The 12,315-nt window shown below is 62.6% G+C and carries 13 protein-coding genes; 4 read left to right on the forward strand and 9 right to left on the reverse strand.

Annotation, left to right across the window (positions count from 1 at the left end; translation table 11 throughout):
* Positions 1-37 precede the first annotated feature (37 nt).
* The 6 genes from EN808_RS07895 to EN808_RS07920 all read right to left on the reverse strand — a co-directional run bounded on the left by EN808_RS07895 (position 38) and on the right by EN808_RS07920 (position 7,897).
* Positions 38-3,817, reverse strand: a complete 3,780-nt coding sequence (locus tag EN808_RS07895) for a vitamin B12-dependent ribonucleotide reductase (RefSeq protein ID WP_135915514.1) — start codon at positions 3,815-3,817, stop codon at positions 38-40.
* Positions 3,818-4,489: 672 nt separating this feature from the next.
* A complete protein-coding gene (locus tag EN808_RS07900; RefSeq protein ID WP_127276099.1) occupies positions 4,490-4,801 on the reverse strand; it encodes a PilZ domain-containing protein in 312 nt (103 codons plus the stop codon).
* Between the two features lie 119 nt (positions 4,802-4,920).
* The gene (locus tag EN808_RS07905) at positions 4,921-5,409 is read right to left on the reverse strand and encodes an NUDIX hydrolase (protein ID WP_127869515.1); all 489 of its coding nucleotides are present in this window, start codon (positions 5,407-5,409) and stop codon (positions 4,921-4,923) included.
* Between the two features lie 212 nt (positions 5,410-5,621).
* On the reverse strand, positions 5,622-6,122 hold the full coding sequence (gene gpt / locus EN808_RS07910; protein WP_127280162.1) for a xanthine phosphoribosyltransferase: 501 nt from the start codon (positions 6,120-6,122) through the stop codon (positions 5,622-5,624).
* Positions 6,123-6,238: 116 nt separating this feature from the next.
* Complete coding sequence (locus tag EN808_RS07915) at positions 6,239-7,072, reverse strand: universal stress protein (protein WP_135915515.1); 834 nt, start codon at positions 7,070-7,072, stop codon at positions 6,239-6,241.
* An 81-nt stretch (positions 7,073-7,153) separates the two neighbouring features.
* Positions 7,154-7,897, reverse strand: coding sequence for a competence/damage-inducible protein A (locus tag EN808_RS07920; protein WP_127869514.1), 744 nt, complete (start codon positions 7,895-7,897; stop codon positions 7,154-7,156).
* Positions 7,898-8,154: 257 nt separating this feature from the next.
* Here EN808_RS07920 and EN808_RS07925 point away from each other — a divergent pair, with 257 nt between their 5' ends.
* The 3 genes from EN808_RS07925 to EN808_RS07930 are packed head-to-tail and all read left to right on the forward strand — an operon-like array spanning position 8,155 to position 9,501.
* Positions 8,155-9,012 carry an alpha/beta fold hydrolase gene (locus tag EN808_RS07925; RefSeq protein ID WP_245525042.1) on the forward strand — a complete coding sequence of 286 codons (858 nt, stop codon included), beginning with the start codon at positions 8,155-8,157 and terminating at the stop codon, positions 9,010-9,012.
* A complete protein-coding gene (locus EN808_RS36925; RefSeq protein WP_245525043.1) occupies positions 8,988-9,161 on the forward strand; it encodes a hypothetical protein in 174 nt (57 codons plus the stop codon). The genes EN808_RS07925 and EN808_RS36925 overlap by 25 nt, the downstream gene beginning before the upstream one ends.
* The gene (locus EN808_RS07930; RefSeq protein WP_245464481.1) at positions 9,145-9,501 is read left to right on the forward strand and encodes a hypothetical protein; all 357 of its coding nucleotides are present in this window, start codon (positions 9,145-9,147) and stop codon (positions 9,499-9,501) included. The genes EN808_RS36925 and EN808_RS07930 overlap by 17 nt, the downstream gene beginning before the upstream one ends.
* A gap of 72 nt (positions 9,502-9,573) precedes the next feature.
* Here EN808_RS07930 and EN808_RS07935 read toward each other — a convergent pair whose 3' ends face one another.
* The 3 genes from EN808_RS07935 to EN808_RS07945 form a co-directional block, all read right to left on the reverse strand.
* Positions 9,574-9,813, reverse strand: coding sequence for a DUF2188 domain-containing protein (locus tag EN808_RS07935; RefSeq protein WP_015318080.1), 240 nt, complete (start codon positions 9,811-9,813; stop codon positions 9,574-9,576).
* 28 nt (positions 9,814-9,841) lie between these two features.
* Positions 9,842-10,120: a DUF982 domain-containing protein gene (locus EN808_RS07940; RefSeq protein WP_127280167.1), complete on the reverse strand. Its 279-nt coding sequence runs from the start codon at positions 10,118-10,120 to the stop codon at positions 9,842-9,844.
* Between the two features lie 344 nt (positions 10,121-10,464).
* On the reverse strand, positions 10,465-11,568 hold the full coding sequence (locus EN808_RS07945; RefSeq protein WP_135915516.1) for an NADH:flavin oxidoreductase/NADH oxidase: 1,104 nt from the start codon (positions 11,566-11,568) through the stop codon (positions 10,465-10,467).
* A gap of 158 nt (positions 11,569-11,726) precedes the next feature.
* Here EN808_RS07945 and EN808_RS07950 point away from each other — a divergent pair, with 158 nt between their 5' ends.
* Positions 11,727-12,305, forward strand: coding sequence for an NUDIX domain-containing protein (locus EN808_RS07950; RefSeq protein WP_127280344.1), 579 nt, complete (start codon positions 11,727-11,729; stop codon positions 12,303-12,305).
* Positions 12,306-12,315 lie beyond the last annotated feature (10 nt).

The raw sequence follows: 12,315 nt of genomic DNA on the forward strand, positions 1-12,315 counted from the left end.
CCGTGAATAAGCCGATGTTTAGTGCCTCAAATTCTTCTCAGCTGCACCCGCTCGTGGCGCCGCACGTGTCGCACTTCTCGCAAGTCCCATTCCTTACCATGGTAAAATTCTGGCACTCGGAGCAGGAATTGCCGGTGTAGCCTTGCAGCAGCGACTTGGCGCGGCGGTCGGCGGCGAGTTTCTTCGCCTCGGCTGCTTCCTGGGCCGCCGTATCGGTGAACAGCGCCGCGGTGGTATCGGTCGAGGCATCGGAAGCCGCTTCCTCGAAGGCGATGTCCTCGGCCAGTTCCTTGGCCCGCTCCTCATAGTCGCGCTTGTAGGCGATCGCCTCGTCGCTCGCCGGCTTCAACGCCAGCACGTTGGAGCCGGAGAAGGCCGTCGGCGCCGAGCGGGCAGGGGTGCCGGAGCCGGCAAAGCCCTTCGGCTCGCTGCCGCTTGCCCTCGACACCAGCTTCACCGGCGAACCGCGGGTCAGGCCCTTGGAGACGGCGTCGGTCTTGCCCTCGCTGATGCCGCGGCCAAGCGCGGTGTTGGAGAAGTCCGACTGGTCGACATGGGCGAGATCGTTGCGGCCGAGATAGGAGATGGCCAGTTCACGGAACACGTAGTCGAGGATCGACGTCGCGCTCTTGATGGCGTCGTTGCCGATGACCATGCCGGCCGGCTCGAACTTGGTGAAGGTGAAGGCGTGCACATATTCGTCGAGCGGCACGCCATATTGCAGGCCGAGCGAGATCGCGATGGCGAAGTTATTGAGAAGGCCACGCAGCGTGGCACCCTCCTTGTTCATGTCGATGAATATCTCGCCGAGACGGCCATCGTCATATTCGCCGGTGCGCAGGAATATGGTGTTGCCGCCGATCTTGGCCTTCTGCGTATAACCCTTGCGGCGGCCGGGCAGCTTTTCCTGCTCGCGCGACACACGCTCGATGATGCGTTCGACGATGCGTTCGGTGATCTGCGCCGCGCGCGCCGCCGCCGGTGCCTGGATCAGCTGCTCGACCGCATCGTCCTCGTCCTCCTCGCCATCGGCGAGTAGCGAGGCATTGAGCGGCTGCGACAGCTTCGAGCCGTCGCGGTAGAGCGCGTTGGCCTTCAGCGCCAGTTTCCACGACAGCATGTAAGCGCTCTTGGCGTCCTCCACCGTCGCGTCGTTCGGCATGTTGATGGTTTTGGAGATGGCGCCGGAAATGAACGGCTGTGCCGCCGCCATCATCTGGATGTGGCTGTTGATCGAAAGCGAGCGCTTGCCGATCTTGCCGCACGGGCTGGCGCAGTCGAACACGGCGAGGTGCTCGGCCTTGAGGAAGGGCGCGCCTTCCAGCGTCATAGCACCGCAGACATGGATGTTGGCGGCCTCGATGTCCTTCCGGGAGAAGCCCATCGCCGGCAGCATTTCGAACGAGAAGTCGTTGAGCTGCTCGTCGGTGAAGCCAAAAGTCTCCTTCACCCAGTCGGCGCCGAGCGTCCACTGGTTGAAGACGAACTTGATGTCGAAGGCCGACTTAAGCGCGGCATTGAGCGCCGCGACCTTGTCGTCGGTGAAGCCTTTGGCCTTGAGCGAGCCGGGGTTGACGGCCGGCGCCTGGTTGAGATTGCCGTGGCCGACCGCATAGGCCTCGATCTCGGCGATCTGGCTCTCGGAATAACCCAACGTGCGCAGCGCTTCTGGCACCGCGCGGTTGATGATCTTGAAATAGCCGCCGCCGGCGAGCTTCTTGAACTTCACCAGGGCGAAGTCGGGCTCGATGCCGGTGGTGTCGCAATCCATGACCAGGCCGATCGTACCGGTGGGTGCGATCACGGTTGCCTGCGCGTTGCGGTAGCCATGCTCCTCGCCCAGTTCGATGGCGCGGTCCCAGGCAGCCTTGGCGTGGGTGGCCAAATCCTGCTGCCTCAGGTCGGACGCCACGAGAGGGACCGGATTGACGGCGAGTTTTTCGTAACCGTCCTTGTCGCCATAGGCGGCGCGGCGATGGTTGCGCATGACGCGCAGCATGTTCTGGGCGTTGCGGTCATAGTCGGGGAAAGCGCCGAGCTCGGAAGCCATTTCCGCCGAGGTGGAATAGGCAACGCCGGTCATGATCGCGGTCAGCGCGGCGCAGATGGCGCGGCCCTCGTCGGAATCGTAGGGAATGCCCGAGGTCATCAGCAGGCCGCCAATGTTGGCGTAGCCGAGGCCGAGGGTGCGGTAGTCGTAGGAGAGCTTGGCGATCTCCTTCGACGGGAACTGCGCCATCATGACCGAGATTTCGAGAACCATGGTCCACAGCCGCACGGTGTGCTCGTAGGCAGCGATGTCGATCGTGCCGTCGGCATTGCGGTAGGGGAGAAGATTGATCGAGGCGAGGTTGCAGGCCGTGTCGTCGAGGAACATGTATTCCGAGCACGGGTTGGAGGCCCGGATCGCACCGGCGGAGGCGCAGGTGTGCCAGTCGTTCATCGTCGTGTTGAAATGCAGGCCGGGATCAGCGGAAGCCCAGGCGGCGTAGCCGATCTTTTCCCAGAGGTCGCGAGCCTTCAGCGTCTTCAAGACCTTGCCGTCCTTGCGGGCGGTCAGGTGCCAGTCGGCGTCGGTCTCGACGGCGCGCAGGAAATTGTCCTTCAGCGACACCGAATTGTTGGAGTTCTGGCCCGAAACGGTGAGGTAGGCGTCAGAATCCCAGTCGGTGTCGTAGGTCTTGAACGACATCGAGGTGTAGCCCTGCTTGGCGAACTGGATGACGCGGTAGATGTAGTTTTCCGGCACCGCCGACTTCTTGGCCAACTTGATCTCGCGCTTCAGCGCCGTGTTGATGGCCGGATCGAAGCAGTCGTCGTCATGGCCTTCGCAATTGACGCAGGCCTTCATGATCGCTTCGAGATGCTTCTTGACGATCTTGGAACCGGTCACCAGCGAGGCGACCTTCTGCTCTTCATTGACCTTCCAGTCGATGAATTCCTCGATATCGGGATGGTCGGCGTCGACGATGACCATTTTCGCCGCTCGGCGCGTCGTGCCGCCCGACTTGATGGCGCCAGCGGCGCGGTCGCCGATCTTGAGGAAGCTCATCAAGCCGGACGAGCGGCCGCCGCCGGACAGCTTTTCGCCTTCGCCGCGCAGCAGCGAGAAGTTCGAGCCGGTGCCGGAGCCGTATTTGAATAGACGGGCCTCGCGCACCCACAGATCCATGATGCCGCCCTCGTTGACGAGATCGTCCTGCACGCCCTGGATGAAGCAAGCATGCGGCTGCGGATGCTCGTAGGACGACTTCGACTTGGTCAGCTTGCCGGTGAAGGGGTCGACATAGAAGTGACCCTGGCTCGGACCGTCGATGCCATAGGCCCAGTGCAGGCCGGTGTTGAACCATTGCGGCGAGTTCGGCGCGACGCGCTGCGTCGCCAGCATATAGGCAAGCTCGTCGCGGAAGGCGCGCGCGTCTTCCTCCGACGCCTTGAAGTAGCCGCCCTTCCAGCTCCAATAGGTCCAGGTGCCGGCCAGCCGGTCGAAGACCTGGCGGGCGTCGATCTCGGAACCATAGCGCTCGGCTTCCGGCAGCTTGGCGAGTTCCGCTTCATCGGCGACGGAGCGCCACAGGAAGGAGGGGACGTCGTTCTCCTCGACCTTCTTCAGGCGCGCGGGGACGCCGGCCTTGCGGAAGTATTTTTGGGCCAGGATGTCCGCGGCGACCTGGGAGAACTGCGCCGGCACATCGATGTTGTCCAAGCGGAACACCACCGAGCCATCCGGATTCTTGATCTCGGAAAGCGCCTTGCGGAATTCGATCTCCGCATAAGCAGATTGGCCTGGCTTGGTGAAACGACGCTCGATGCGCATTGGTCCGGTCCCTTTTGTCCATATATAGCGCTTTCATCAGGGGATTTCTGCCCCCAAAAGACGAAACGCGCAGTCCGCCGTTTGCCGGCATTTCGAACAATGCCGGCATCTCCACTTCGCGGGCGCGGCCACGCACACGACAACGCCTTGCCGGGCGTTTGCCAAGGCTGCCAACCGACCCCGCGGGTCCCTCAAGACTGAATTTTTCGATTCCCTCACCCGAGGGAAATTCACACTATCTAGCGTCGAACCTAGCTGCAAACACTAAATATAGTATTAACAGACAATTTATTCCAGTCCGACAATTCTCCCTTTCGTCGCCCCATCACCCCACGATCCCAACGCTTCCGCCGGCCTCGTAAACAGGCGGAAATGCGGGCAAAACGCACATAATCCGGGAAAAAGACCGGGCTCAGAACTTTCCGGTCGCGCTCTCAACAGGAGCACATGGCCTATAAAAGGCGACTCGTTTCGAGCCGTCAAGGATTCGTTTGCGTAGCTTTTGTGACCCCAACATCTTGTGTGTCACACATGTGGATAACGGGGATAGAATTGACCGCTGTGGCGGCCATTTTTCCGCCGGCAGGTATGCGCGATCCCGGTGCGTGTACGCGGACTGCGGAAATATTGTGCCGCGAACTCAAAAAGCCCGGCACGCCGGTGCGCCAGGGATCAGCCGTAATGCAGCTTCGGCTTGGGTTCAGTTCCGGTGAACTGGACGCCGAGTCGGTCGCTGCGGCGCCAGCGGACCTCGCAGCGATAGGCGACGCCGTCGAGCGGCACATAGAGAAGGAAATGATCGGGAACCCGCGCCTCGAGCGGTATTTTCAGTTCGGCGCCGCCCGCATGCTGGTTACGCACCATGCAACTCACTTCGGAATTCTGGATACCGGTGATGATCGTTCCACCCTTGAGCACGCGCGGACGATGCTCGCGCTGGGGCTCGGTGGACTCTTGCTGAAGTGGGTTTACAGGGTTCGCCATCGATGAAACGCGCCAGATTGGCCAATTTCTACCGAAGAAAAATTAGCAAACCATTCACGCGATACATCACATGGTTGTGAAATGATTACGATCCACGCACGGGGTGGATGGCCTGCGCCCTAGGAGAACCTGCGTGGGTCGGCGCAGAAATAGGCGATGATCTGACACAGGTCCGGTTCATTGACCATGCGCACCGCTTCGCTGGAGTTGACCCATTTGCGGATGCGGGAGTGCTTTTCCTTCCAGCGGTCGGCGACCTTGTCGACGTGCAGCGGATACACCAGCACCTCGCAAGGCACTTCTTCGCCCGAAGCCAGCACCTTGGCGTAGAAATAGCGGCCGGCTTCGAGATGGGAAATGTTTCCGCGCAGTCCCGCTTCCTCGGCGGCCTCGCGCGCTGCCGCTTCGCAGAGCGGTTCCCGGGCCTCCGGCCAGCCCTTTGGAAGCACCCAGCGGCCAGTATCGCGGCTGGTGATCAGCATGACCTCGACGCCGTTCCCGGCATCGCGCCAGGGCAGGGCGGCAACCTGCAGACGACACGGCGCCGTACCAAAGAGTCGCCGGACCCTCTCAGCCAGGTGGTTGTGTGTGGTTGGCCGTGTCAACATCGGAGAAGCTAGCCCCAAGCCTCCAGAATCGTTTGCCGTCTCACGAATCTTACGGCTAATTGTGACCAATAAAAGTAAAAACTTTGGTCAAGCTGGCTGATTCCCGTCAACAGAGGTCGATTTCACAGGATATCTTGTCGGCGGATCAGTCTGCGCAAGCAAATATTATCGCCGGCGACGGCCTGATTGGGGAAAAAACGGCTTGCCGCGAATCAACCGGCGTGATCGTCGGCGATCGGCTTTTGATAGGTGAAACCCATGTCCCAGGGAAAATAGATCCAGGTGTCCTGGCTGACCTCGGTGACGAAAGTATCGACCAGTGGCCGGCCCTTGGGCTTGGCGTAGACGGTCGCGAAATGGGCCTTGGGCATCATTGCCCGCACGATGCCGGCGGTCTTGCCGGTGTCGGTCAGGTCGTCGATGATCAGCACGCCAGCGCCATCGTCGGCCAGCAAGGCCGGCGTTATCTCCTTCAGCACCTGCAATTGTCCCTGGCTGGTGTAGTCGTGATAGGAGGCGACACAGACTGTCTCGATGATGCGGATGCCGAGTTCGCGCGAGATGATCGCCGCCGGGACCAGGCCACCGCGCGTGATGCAGACGATAGCCTTCCACTGGCCTTTGCTGGTACCGGCAAGCCGCCAGGCAAGCGCGCGGGCGTCGCGATGGAACTGGTCCCAGGAGACCGGGAAGGCTTTTTCGGGAAGGGACATTTTTCGCGCACTCCACGGCACGCGGCGGCCGCGTGCGAGAAAACAGGGGAATGCGCGCGGAATTAACTGGAAACCCTTGGGTTTGGCAAGGGAGAGCGGTCGCGATCGCTGTGGACTTATCTCGACAGGAAAGTCGCTACCTGCGCCGTGCGCAGCACCGTGCGTGTCACCCCGCCGAACAGAAGCTGGCGCAGCCAGGAGTGGCTGTAGGCGCCAAGCACCAGGAGATCGGCACCGGTCTCCGCGATCCTTTTCTGGATCATGTCGTCGACCGAACTCCCGCCCGATTTCTGCACCGAGACACTGACGGTGGCGCCGTGGCGCGACAGGGCCGACGCGATTTCGGCGCCCGCGGCCTCCGGGCTTTCGTCGAGCGTATCGGGCGGATCTATGACCAGTATGTCGGTTTTCTCGGCCTCGATGATGAAGGGCAAGGCATCGAAGGCGGCGCGGGCGGCCTCCTTACTGCCGTTCCAGGCGAGCAGCACGCGTTTGAAGGTGGTGACGAGAGGACCGGCATGCGGCACGACCAGGACCGGCCGGCCGGCATCGTAGACCAGCGTATCGACGTCCGCGCTCGGATCGCCGCCGGTCTCGCGTTGGGCGGCGATGATGAGATCGGCGGCGCGCACGCTTGAAATGCCGGTCAGCGCGCTGTCGCCGGAGAAGCTCTCCAGGCTGCGCCATTCGAAGGAGAGGCCGGAATCCTCGACCCGCCCGAGGAAGACAGCCTGGAGCTTGTCTGCCCGCTCCCGATTCATGTCGGCGGAAACCTGCAGGAACTCCGTATCGGGAAAGCCCGTCGCCGACGTGTAGGGCACTGGGAGCGCCTCGGCATGGATGCCGATCAGATGGCTCTCGAAGCGGCTGGCAAGCGGAATGGCGCAGTCGAGCACCCGCTCGGCGTCCTGTTCATTCTGCAGAATGGCAACGATGGTCTTGAAACGCATGATGATCCCTCAAGCTTGCGAGCGACCGGCCTCGCGGCAGGGAAACGTTACAGCCCCGTTCTTGGTTCCGGCCCGGCCGGATCAGTTCGCCTTGTCGGCGAAGCCAGCCACCATGGCCTCGACGTCGGCGCGCGCGGCCTCAAGCGCATCCGCGCTGCGGGCACGTACCACAAGTTCAGTCCAAAACTTGCCGTCGCCATATTTGGGGTAGGAGCCGATGATCGTATCCGGATGCGCTTTCTGGATCTCGCCCAATGGCCCGCCGACAAGGCCCTCGCCGAACGGGCAGTGCACCGTGGCCGACAGCATTTTGGTGCCGGCTCTCAGGGTCGGGACGACATTGTCGAGCATGGCCTGGAAGATCGACGGCACGCCGGCCATGACATGGACGTTGCCGATGCGGAAGCCGGGCGCCACGGACACCGGGTTGTCGATAAGGTCGGCGCCGCGCGGCATTCGCGCCATGCGCTTGCGGGCCTGCGTGTATTCGATGCCGCGCGCGGCATAGCTCGCCTCCAGCAGGGCGTAGGCCTTGGCATCGTATTCGCAAGGCACGCCGAACGCCTTGGCGATCGAATCGGCCGTGATGTCGTCATGCGTCGGACCGATGCCGCCGGTGGTGAACACATAGGTATAGCGCGCGCGCACGGCGTTCACCGCCGCGACGATCTCGTCCTCCTCGTCGGGCACGATGCGCACCTCTTTCAGGTCGATGCCGATCGCCGTCATGATATCGGCGAGGTGGCCGATGTTCTTGTCCTTGGTGCGACCGGACAGAATCTCATCGCCGATGACCAGCATGGCGGCAGTAACGATTTCAGGCATGGAAGGCTCCGGCAGACGCGCAGTCTGAATAGCGCGGCGGACGAGCGGCGGCAATGCCGCCCAAATGGCGGACGACCCGGCATACACGGATATCACCTGGATTGCAGTGGTTGGCTGGCCTGGACGGGAACAAGCCTGATTGTTCTCGGACCCGGGCTGTGAACGACCGCCTCGCCAAGTCGGTCTGTCTTGTCCATCCTTGCGGCGCCATCGCGGGCGGGTAAGGTGCGCGGCTCGGATCCGGGTGACGAATGCTGATGTCGATTCTGTTCTGGCTGTTTGGCGCGGCGTTTCTGGCGGCGATCCTCGTGCTTGCCTCTCTGCTGCTGGCCACGCTGTGGATCGCGGCGAAAGCGGAAAGATTGGTGCCGCCGGTCGGAAAATTCGTCGAGATCGACGGCAACCGCATCCACTATGTCGATGTCGGGCAGGGACGGCCGATCGTCTTCGTGCATGGGCTTGGCGCCCAGCTGCATCATTTCCGGCACACCGCGTTTGGCCGTTTAGGTCCTGGCTACCGGCTGATCGCGCTCGACCGTCCGGGCTCGGGCTATTCGACGCGGGCAAGCGGAGCGACGGGCCGCTTGCCCGAGCAGGCCGAGATCATCAGGCGCTTCATCGAAAGCCTGCGACTGGAAAGGCCGTTGGTGGTGGGCCATTCCCTGGGCGGCGCCATCGCGTTGACCCTGGCCGTCGAACATCCCAATGCGATTTCAGGCATCGCCCTGCTGGCACCCTTGACACATCTGGAGACAAGGACACGTCAAGGATTTGACCTGCTCTACATTCCCTCGCGCCTGTTGCGGCGGTTCATGGCCTATACCGTGGCGATACCGGCAAGCCTCAGATATGTCCGGCCGACGATGGACTTCATCTTCGCGCCGCAAGCCGTCCCTGGCGACTATATGAGCGGGGGAGGCGGATGGCTCGGCTTGAGGCCCGGCCACTACCATGCGACATCGACCGATGTCGTGGCTGTCGAGGAGGATCTCGGCCACATCGAGCGCCGCTATGGCGAGATCGCCATGCCGGCCGGCATTCTCTTCGGCGGCGCCGATCGCGTCATCGGCATGGCTGCCATGGCGAGCCGATGCGGGAAAAGGTCGAAGGACTAGATTTCGAACCCGTCGACGGTCTCGGCCACATGCCGCAATTCGTCGAGCCGGAACGGGTTGTTGCCTTCATCAAACGCATCGCGCGACGTGCTTTTTCAGATGCGGCATCACCAAGGGTTCACGACAATTTCAATGAACCATCCGGCTGATCGCCGGGTTTACCCCGTGTCGCATCCCAAGGCGGCCAAGATACGGAGTAATTCAATGTACAGAAAACTTTTCGCAGCATCCGTCCTGACGATCGGTCTCGCCACATCGGCGATGGCCCAGTCGTCGGACGCTACCTATCCCAACCATCACAATTGGTGGCTGTTCGGCAATGATGATTCCTCTGCCGTCGACCAGAGCACCACCGGCAGCATCAACGGCGATGGTTCCGGATTGAATACCCTTGGCAATCCTGGCCCGGCCGGACCTTGTGCCTCAAACACTCCAGGCCCCGATGCCAATGCTCAGCGCAACATCAACGATCAGTACTGCGGCAAATAGCCAGCCGCGGGCTTGTCGCCCGCCGCCGGACGCCATCTTTCCTGGCGTCGGCGGCTGGCGCCTGGCTGGATATCAATCCGAGATTTCGGTCTGGGGCCGGTCGCGGCCGTCGGCAAGTTCCTCATGCCATTTGCCCTCGGCGTCCTCATACTGGATGCCATCGGTGGAACCCGCCACTTGTTGTTCGGCCGAAGCGATCTCGGCGGCACGCAACGCATCCTGATGGGTGGGAAATGTCTCCGAGAAGGTCGCGCCGACCTTGTAGGCCCAGCCACCGTCATGCTCGACGATCTTGTAAGTCAGCTTCGCCATCAAAACCTCCAGTTAAAGGTCCGCCTGCTCAATGCAACCGGTCGTCTGGCAGCCGGTCGTCGGGCACCAGCACTTCCGATTCCTTGGCGGCCTCGATCAGTGCCCGGCGCGCTTCCGCCGTCGAACGATATCCTTCCAGCACTTTGAGGCAAGTGTCGAGGGCATCTCGATGACGAGGTCCGCGATTGAGCGGCCACACAGTCATCAGGCACTCCGCCGCCTCCTGGGTCGAGCGGATATGGCGATATTTGCCGACATGGCCAAGCTCGACCACGACGGGAGTCTCAAAAGGCTTGTTGTCCATCATGGCCGCAACGCAAAGCAGCCAATTTGGTTGCAAAAATGGCCTTCGGCCTGCGCCCAAAGGTCGCGTCGAGTCCGTGACGCGCTTTGGATCTCGGCGTGACGCAAGCGTTGCCCCGGACCGGATCCGCCCTCGGCCCCGGGGCATGCCTCTGGGTGCCATGTATTGGCGTCTCAGTAGCCGCAGTCGTTGCGCAGCCAGCGCGCATTCGCCCAGCCGGTCCCGCCGCGGCCGCGCCCGCCGCAGCCTGACCCAGCGTAACATTTTGCGGCCAGAATTGAAGCAGGCCGTTGGCGAACCGTCCGGGATCACAAGCGGCAGCACGCCGGTATCGGGAGAATGGCCGATCAGCCCGCCGCCTTCATCCAATGTTCCATCGTCGTCACCGAGCGGGCGAGCTGCGGCGCCGGATGGATTTTTTCCCTGAAGGTGGCGGCCGCACGCCATCCCCACCGCGGATCCGCGAGGAAGGCGCGTGCCAGAGCCACCATATCGGCGCGGCCTTCGGCTATAACAGCCTCGGCCTGTTTCGGGTCATCGATCAGTCCGACCGCACGGGTCGGAATGCCGGCGCCCTTGCGCACGGCTTCCGCCAGATGCACCTGATAGCCCGGCCCGGTGGGCAATTTCTGCAACGGCGAATTGCCGCCGCTCGAGCAGCAGAGATAGGCGATGCCTTCGGCCTTCAGCGCTTTCGCCACTTCGATCGCGTCCTCGACGTCAAAGCCGCCATCGACCCAGTCCTTCACCGACAGCCGTGCGCCGAGCATCAACTTTGGCACCGCTTTCTTCACCGCCCTGGCGATCTCGACGACAAGACGCATCCGGTTTTCCAGCGAGCCGCCCCAGCGATCAGTGCGCTGGTTGGACAGCGGCGACAGGAACTGGAAGATCAGATAGCCATGCGCCGCATGCAGTTCGATGAAGTCGAAGCCGGCACGTTCGGCCCGCCTGGCGGCTTCCGCGAACCGCTCGATGAGCTGCAGGATTTCCTCGTCCTCCAGCGCGTGCGGCACGTTCCAGCCGTTGTCGTAGGCGATGGCCGAGGCCGAGACGGTCTGCCAGGGATCCTCGTTTGGCTGCAATGGGCCGCCACCTTCCCAAGGCTTGCGGTTCGAGGCCTTGCGGCCGGCATGCGCCAGCTGCGTGCCGAACTTCGTGCCGGGCGCGGCCACGCGCCGGGCCGCGTCCAACGCGCGGCGCGCGGCTGCTTCATTGTCCTCGGAATAGAGACCGAGGCAGCCATGGCTGATGCGTCCGCGCCGCTCGACATCGGTCATCTCCACCGTGACCATGCCGGCGCCGGACATGGCCAGGTTCATCCAGTGGTAGAGATGCCAGTCGCTGGCCGAGCCGTCCTCGGCGGAATACTGGCACATCGGCGCCACGGCGATGCGATTGGGGAAGGTGAGCCCATCGAGCGTGATCGGCTGGAAAAGCGATGTCGACATGAAAAAAACTCCGGGAAGGGGAATGCGCTATCTAGGCAATGGCATCGTTCCATACCACACACGAGACGGTGAAGCGCGCTGGACCAATCGCTAGCCCGATTGCGCCTATACCGGTTCGCGGCTACGCCTGCGTCCGCCAGCAAGCATTGAGGTGTCAGATGGAAGACCGCATTCGTATCCGCTCGGAAGAGGTTCTCTCCGACGACTGGGCGGTCCTGAAGAAGACCGTGCTCGACTATCGCCGGCGTGACGGGCAATGGGAGACGCAGGTCCGCCAGACCTATGATCGCGGCGACGGCGCGGTGATCCTGCCCTACGACCCCCAGCGTTCGACCGTGCTTCTGGTGCGCCAGTTCCGTTACCCCGCCTATGTCACCGGCCACCGCGAGCCGCTGATCGAGGCCTGTGCCGGGCTGCTGGACGAAAACGATCCGGAGACGGCCATTCGCAAGGAAGCCGAGGAAGAACTGGGTTACCGGTTGAACAAGATCGAGCGGCTGTTTTCGCCCTATATGAGCCCGGGCAGCGTCACCGAGCGGCTCTGGTTCTTCGTCGCCCGCTATTCGCCTGCCGACCGCATTTCGGCCGGCGGCGGCGCTCCGGAGGAGGGCGAGGACATCGAGGTCCTGGAAATGCCGCTCGACGAAGCGCTGGCCGGCATCGCCGACGGCCGCATTGTCGATGCCAAGACCATCATCCTGATCCAGCATCTGAAGCTGAACCCGATCTCGGCTTGATCAGAGACCG

It is taken from the genome of Mesorhizobium sp. M8A.F.Ca.ET.165.01.1.1 (genome assembly GCF_004792065.1).
Lineage (GTDB): Bacteria > Pseudomonadota > Alphaproteobacteria > Rhizobiales > Rhizobiaceae > Mesorhizobium.

What these genes read in the sequence shown, in the direction of transcription:
- EN808_RS07895 (WP_135915514.1), bottom strand. Translation starts at nt 3,817, where the DNA reads ATGCGCATCGAGCGTCGTTTCACCAAGCCAGGCCAATCTGCTTATGCG.
- EN808_RS07900 (WP_127276099.1), bottom strand. Translation starts at nt 4,801, where the DNA reads ATGGCGAACCCTGTAAACCCACTTCAGCAAGAGTCCACCGAGCCCCAG.
- EN808_RS07905 (WP_127869515.1), bottom strand. Translation starts at nt 5,409, where the DNA reads ATGTTGACACGGCCAACCACACACAACCACCTGGCTGAGAGGGTCCGG.
- gpt (WP_127280162.1), bottom strand. Translation starts at nt 6,122, where the DNA reads ATGTCCCTTCCCGAAAAAGCCTTCCCGGTCTCCTGGGACCAGTTCCAT.
- EN808_RS07915 (WP_135915515.1), bottom strand. Translation starts at nt 7,072, where the DNA reads ATGCGTTTCAAGACCATCGTTGCCATTCTGCAGAATGAACAGGACGCC.
- EN808_RS07920 (WP_127869514.1), bottom strand. Translation starts at nt 7,897, where the DNA reads ATGCCTGAAATCGTTACTGCCGCCATGCTGGTCATCGGCGATGAGATT.
- EN808_RS07925 (WP_245525042.1), top strand. Translation starts at nt 8,155, where the DNA reads ATGTCGATTCTGTTCTGGCTGTTTGGCGCGGCGTTTCTGGCGGCGATC.
- EN808_RS36925 (WP_245525043.1), top strand. Translation starts at nt 8,988, where the DNA reads ATGCGGGAAAAGGTCGAAGGACTAGATTTCGAACCCGTCGACGGTCTC.
- EN808_RS07930 (WP_245464481.1), top strand. Translation starts at nt 9,145, where the DNA reads ATGAACCATCCGGCTGATCGCCGGGTTTACCCCGTGTCGCATCCCAAG.
- EN808_RS07935 (WP_015318080.1), bottom strand. Translation starts at nt 9,813, where the DNA reads ATGGCGAAGCTGACTTACAAGATCGTCGAGCATGACGGTGGCTGGGCC.
- EN808_RS07940 (WP_127280167.1), bottom strand. Translation starts at nt 10,120, where the DNA reads ATGATGGACAACAAGCCTTTTGAGACTCCCGTCGTGGTCGAGCTTGGC.
- EN808_RS07945 (WP_135915516.1), bottom strand. Translation starts at nt 11,568, where the DNA reads ATGTCGACATCGCTTTTCCAGCCGATCACGCTCGATGGGCTCACCTTC.
- EN808_RS07950 (WP_127280344.1), top strand. Translation starts at nt 11,727, where the DNA reads ATGGAAGACCGCATTCGTATCCGCTCGGAAGAGGTTCTCTCCGACGAC.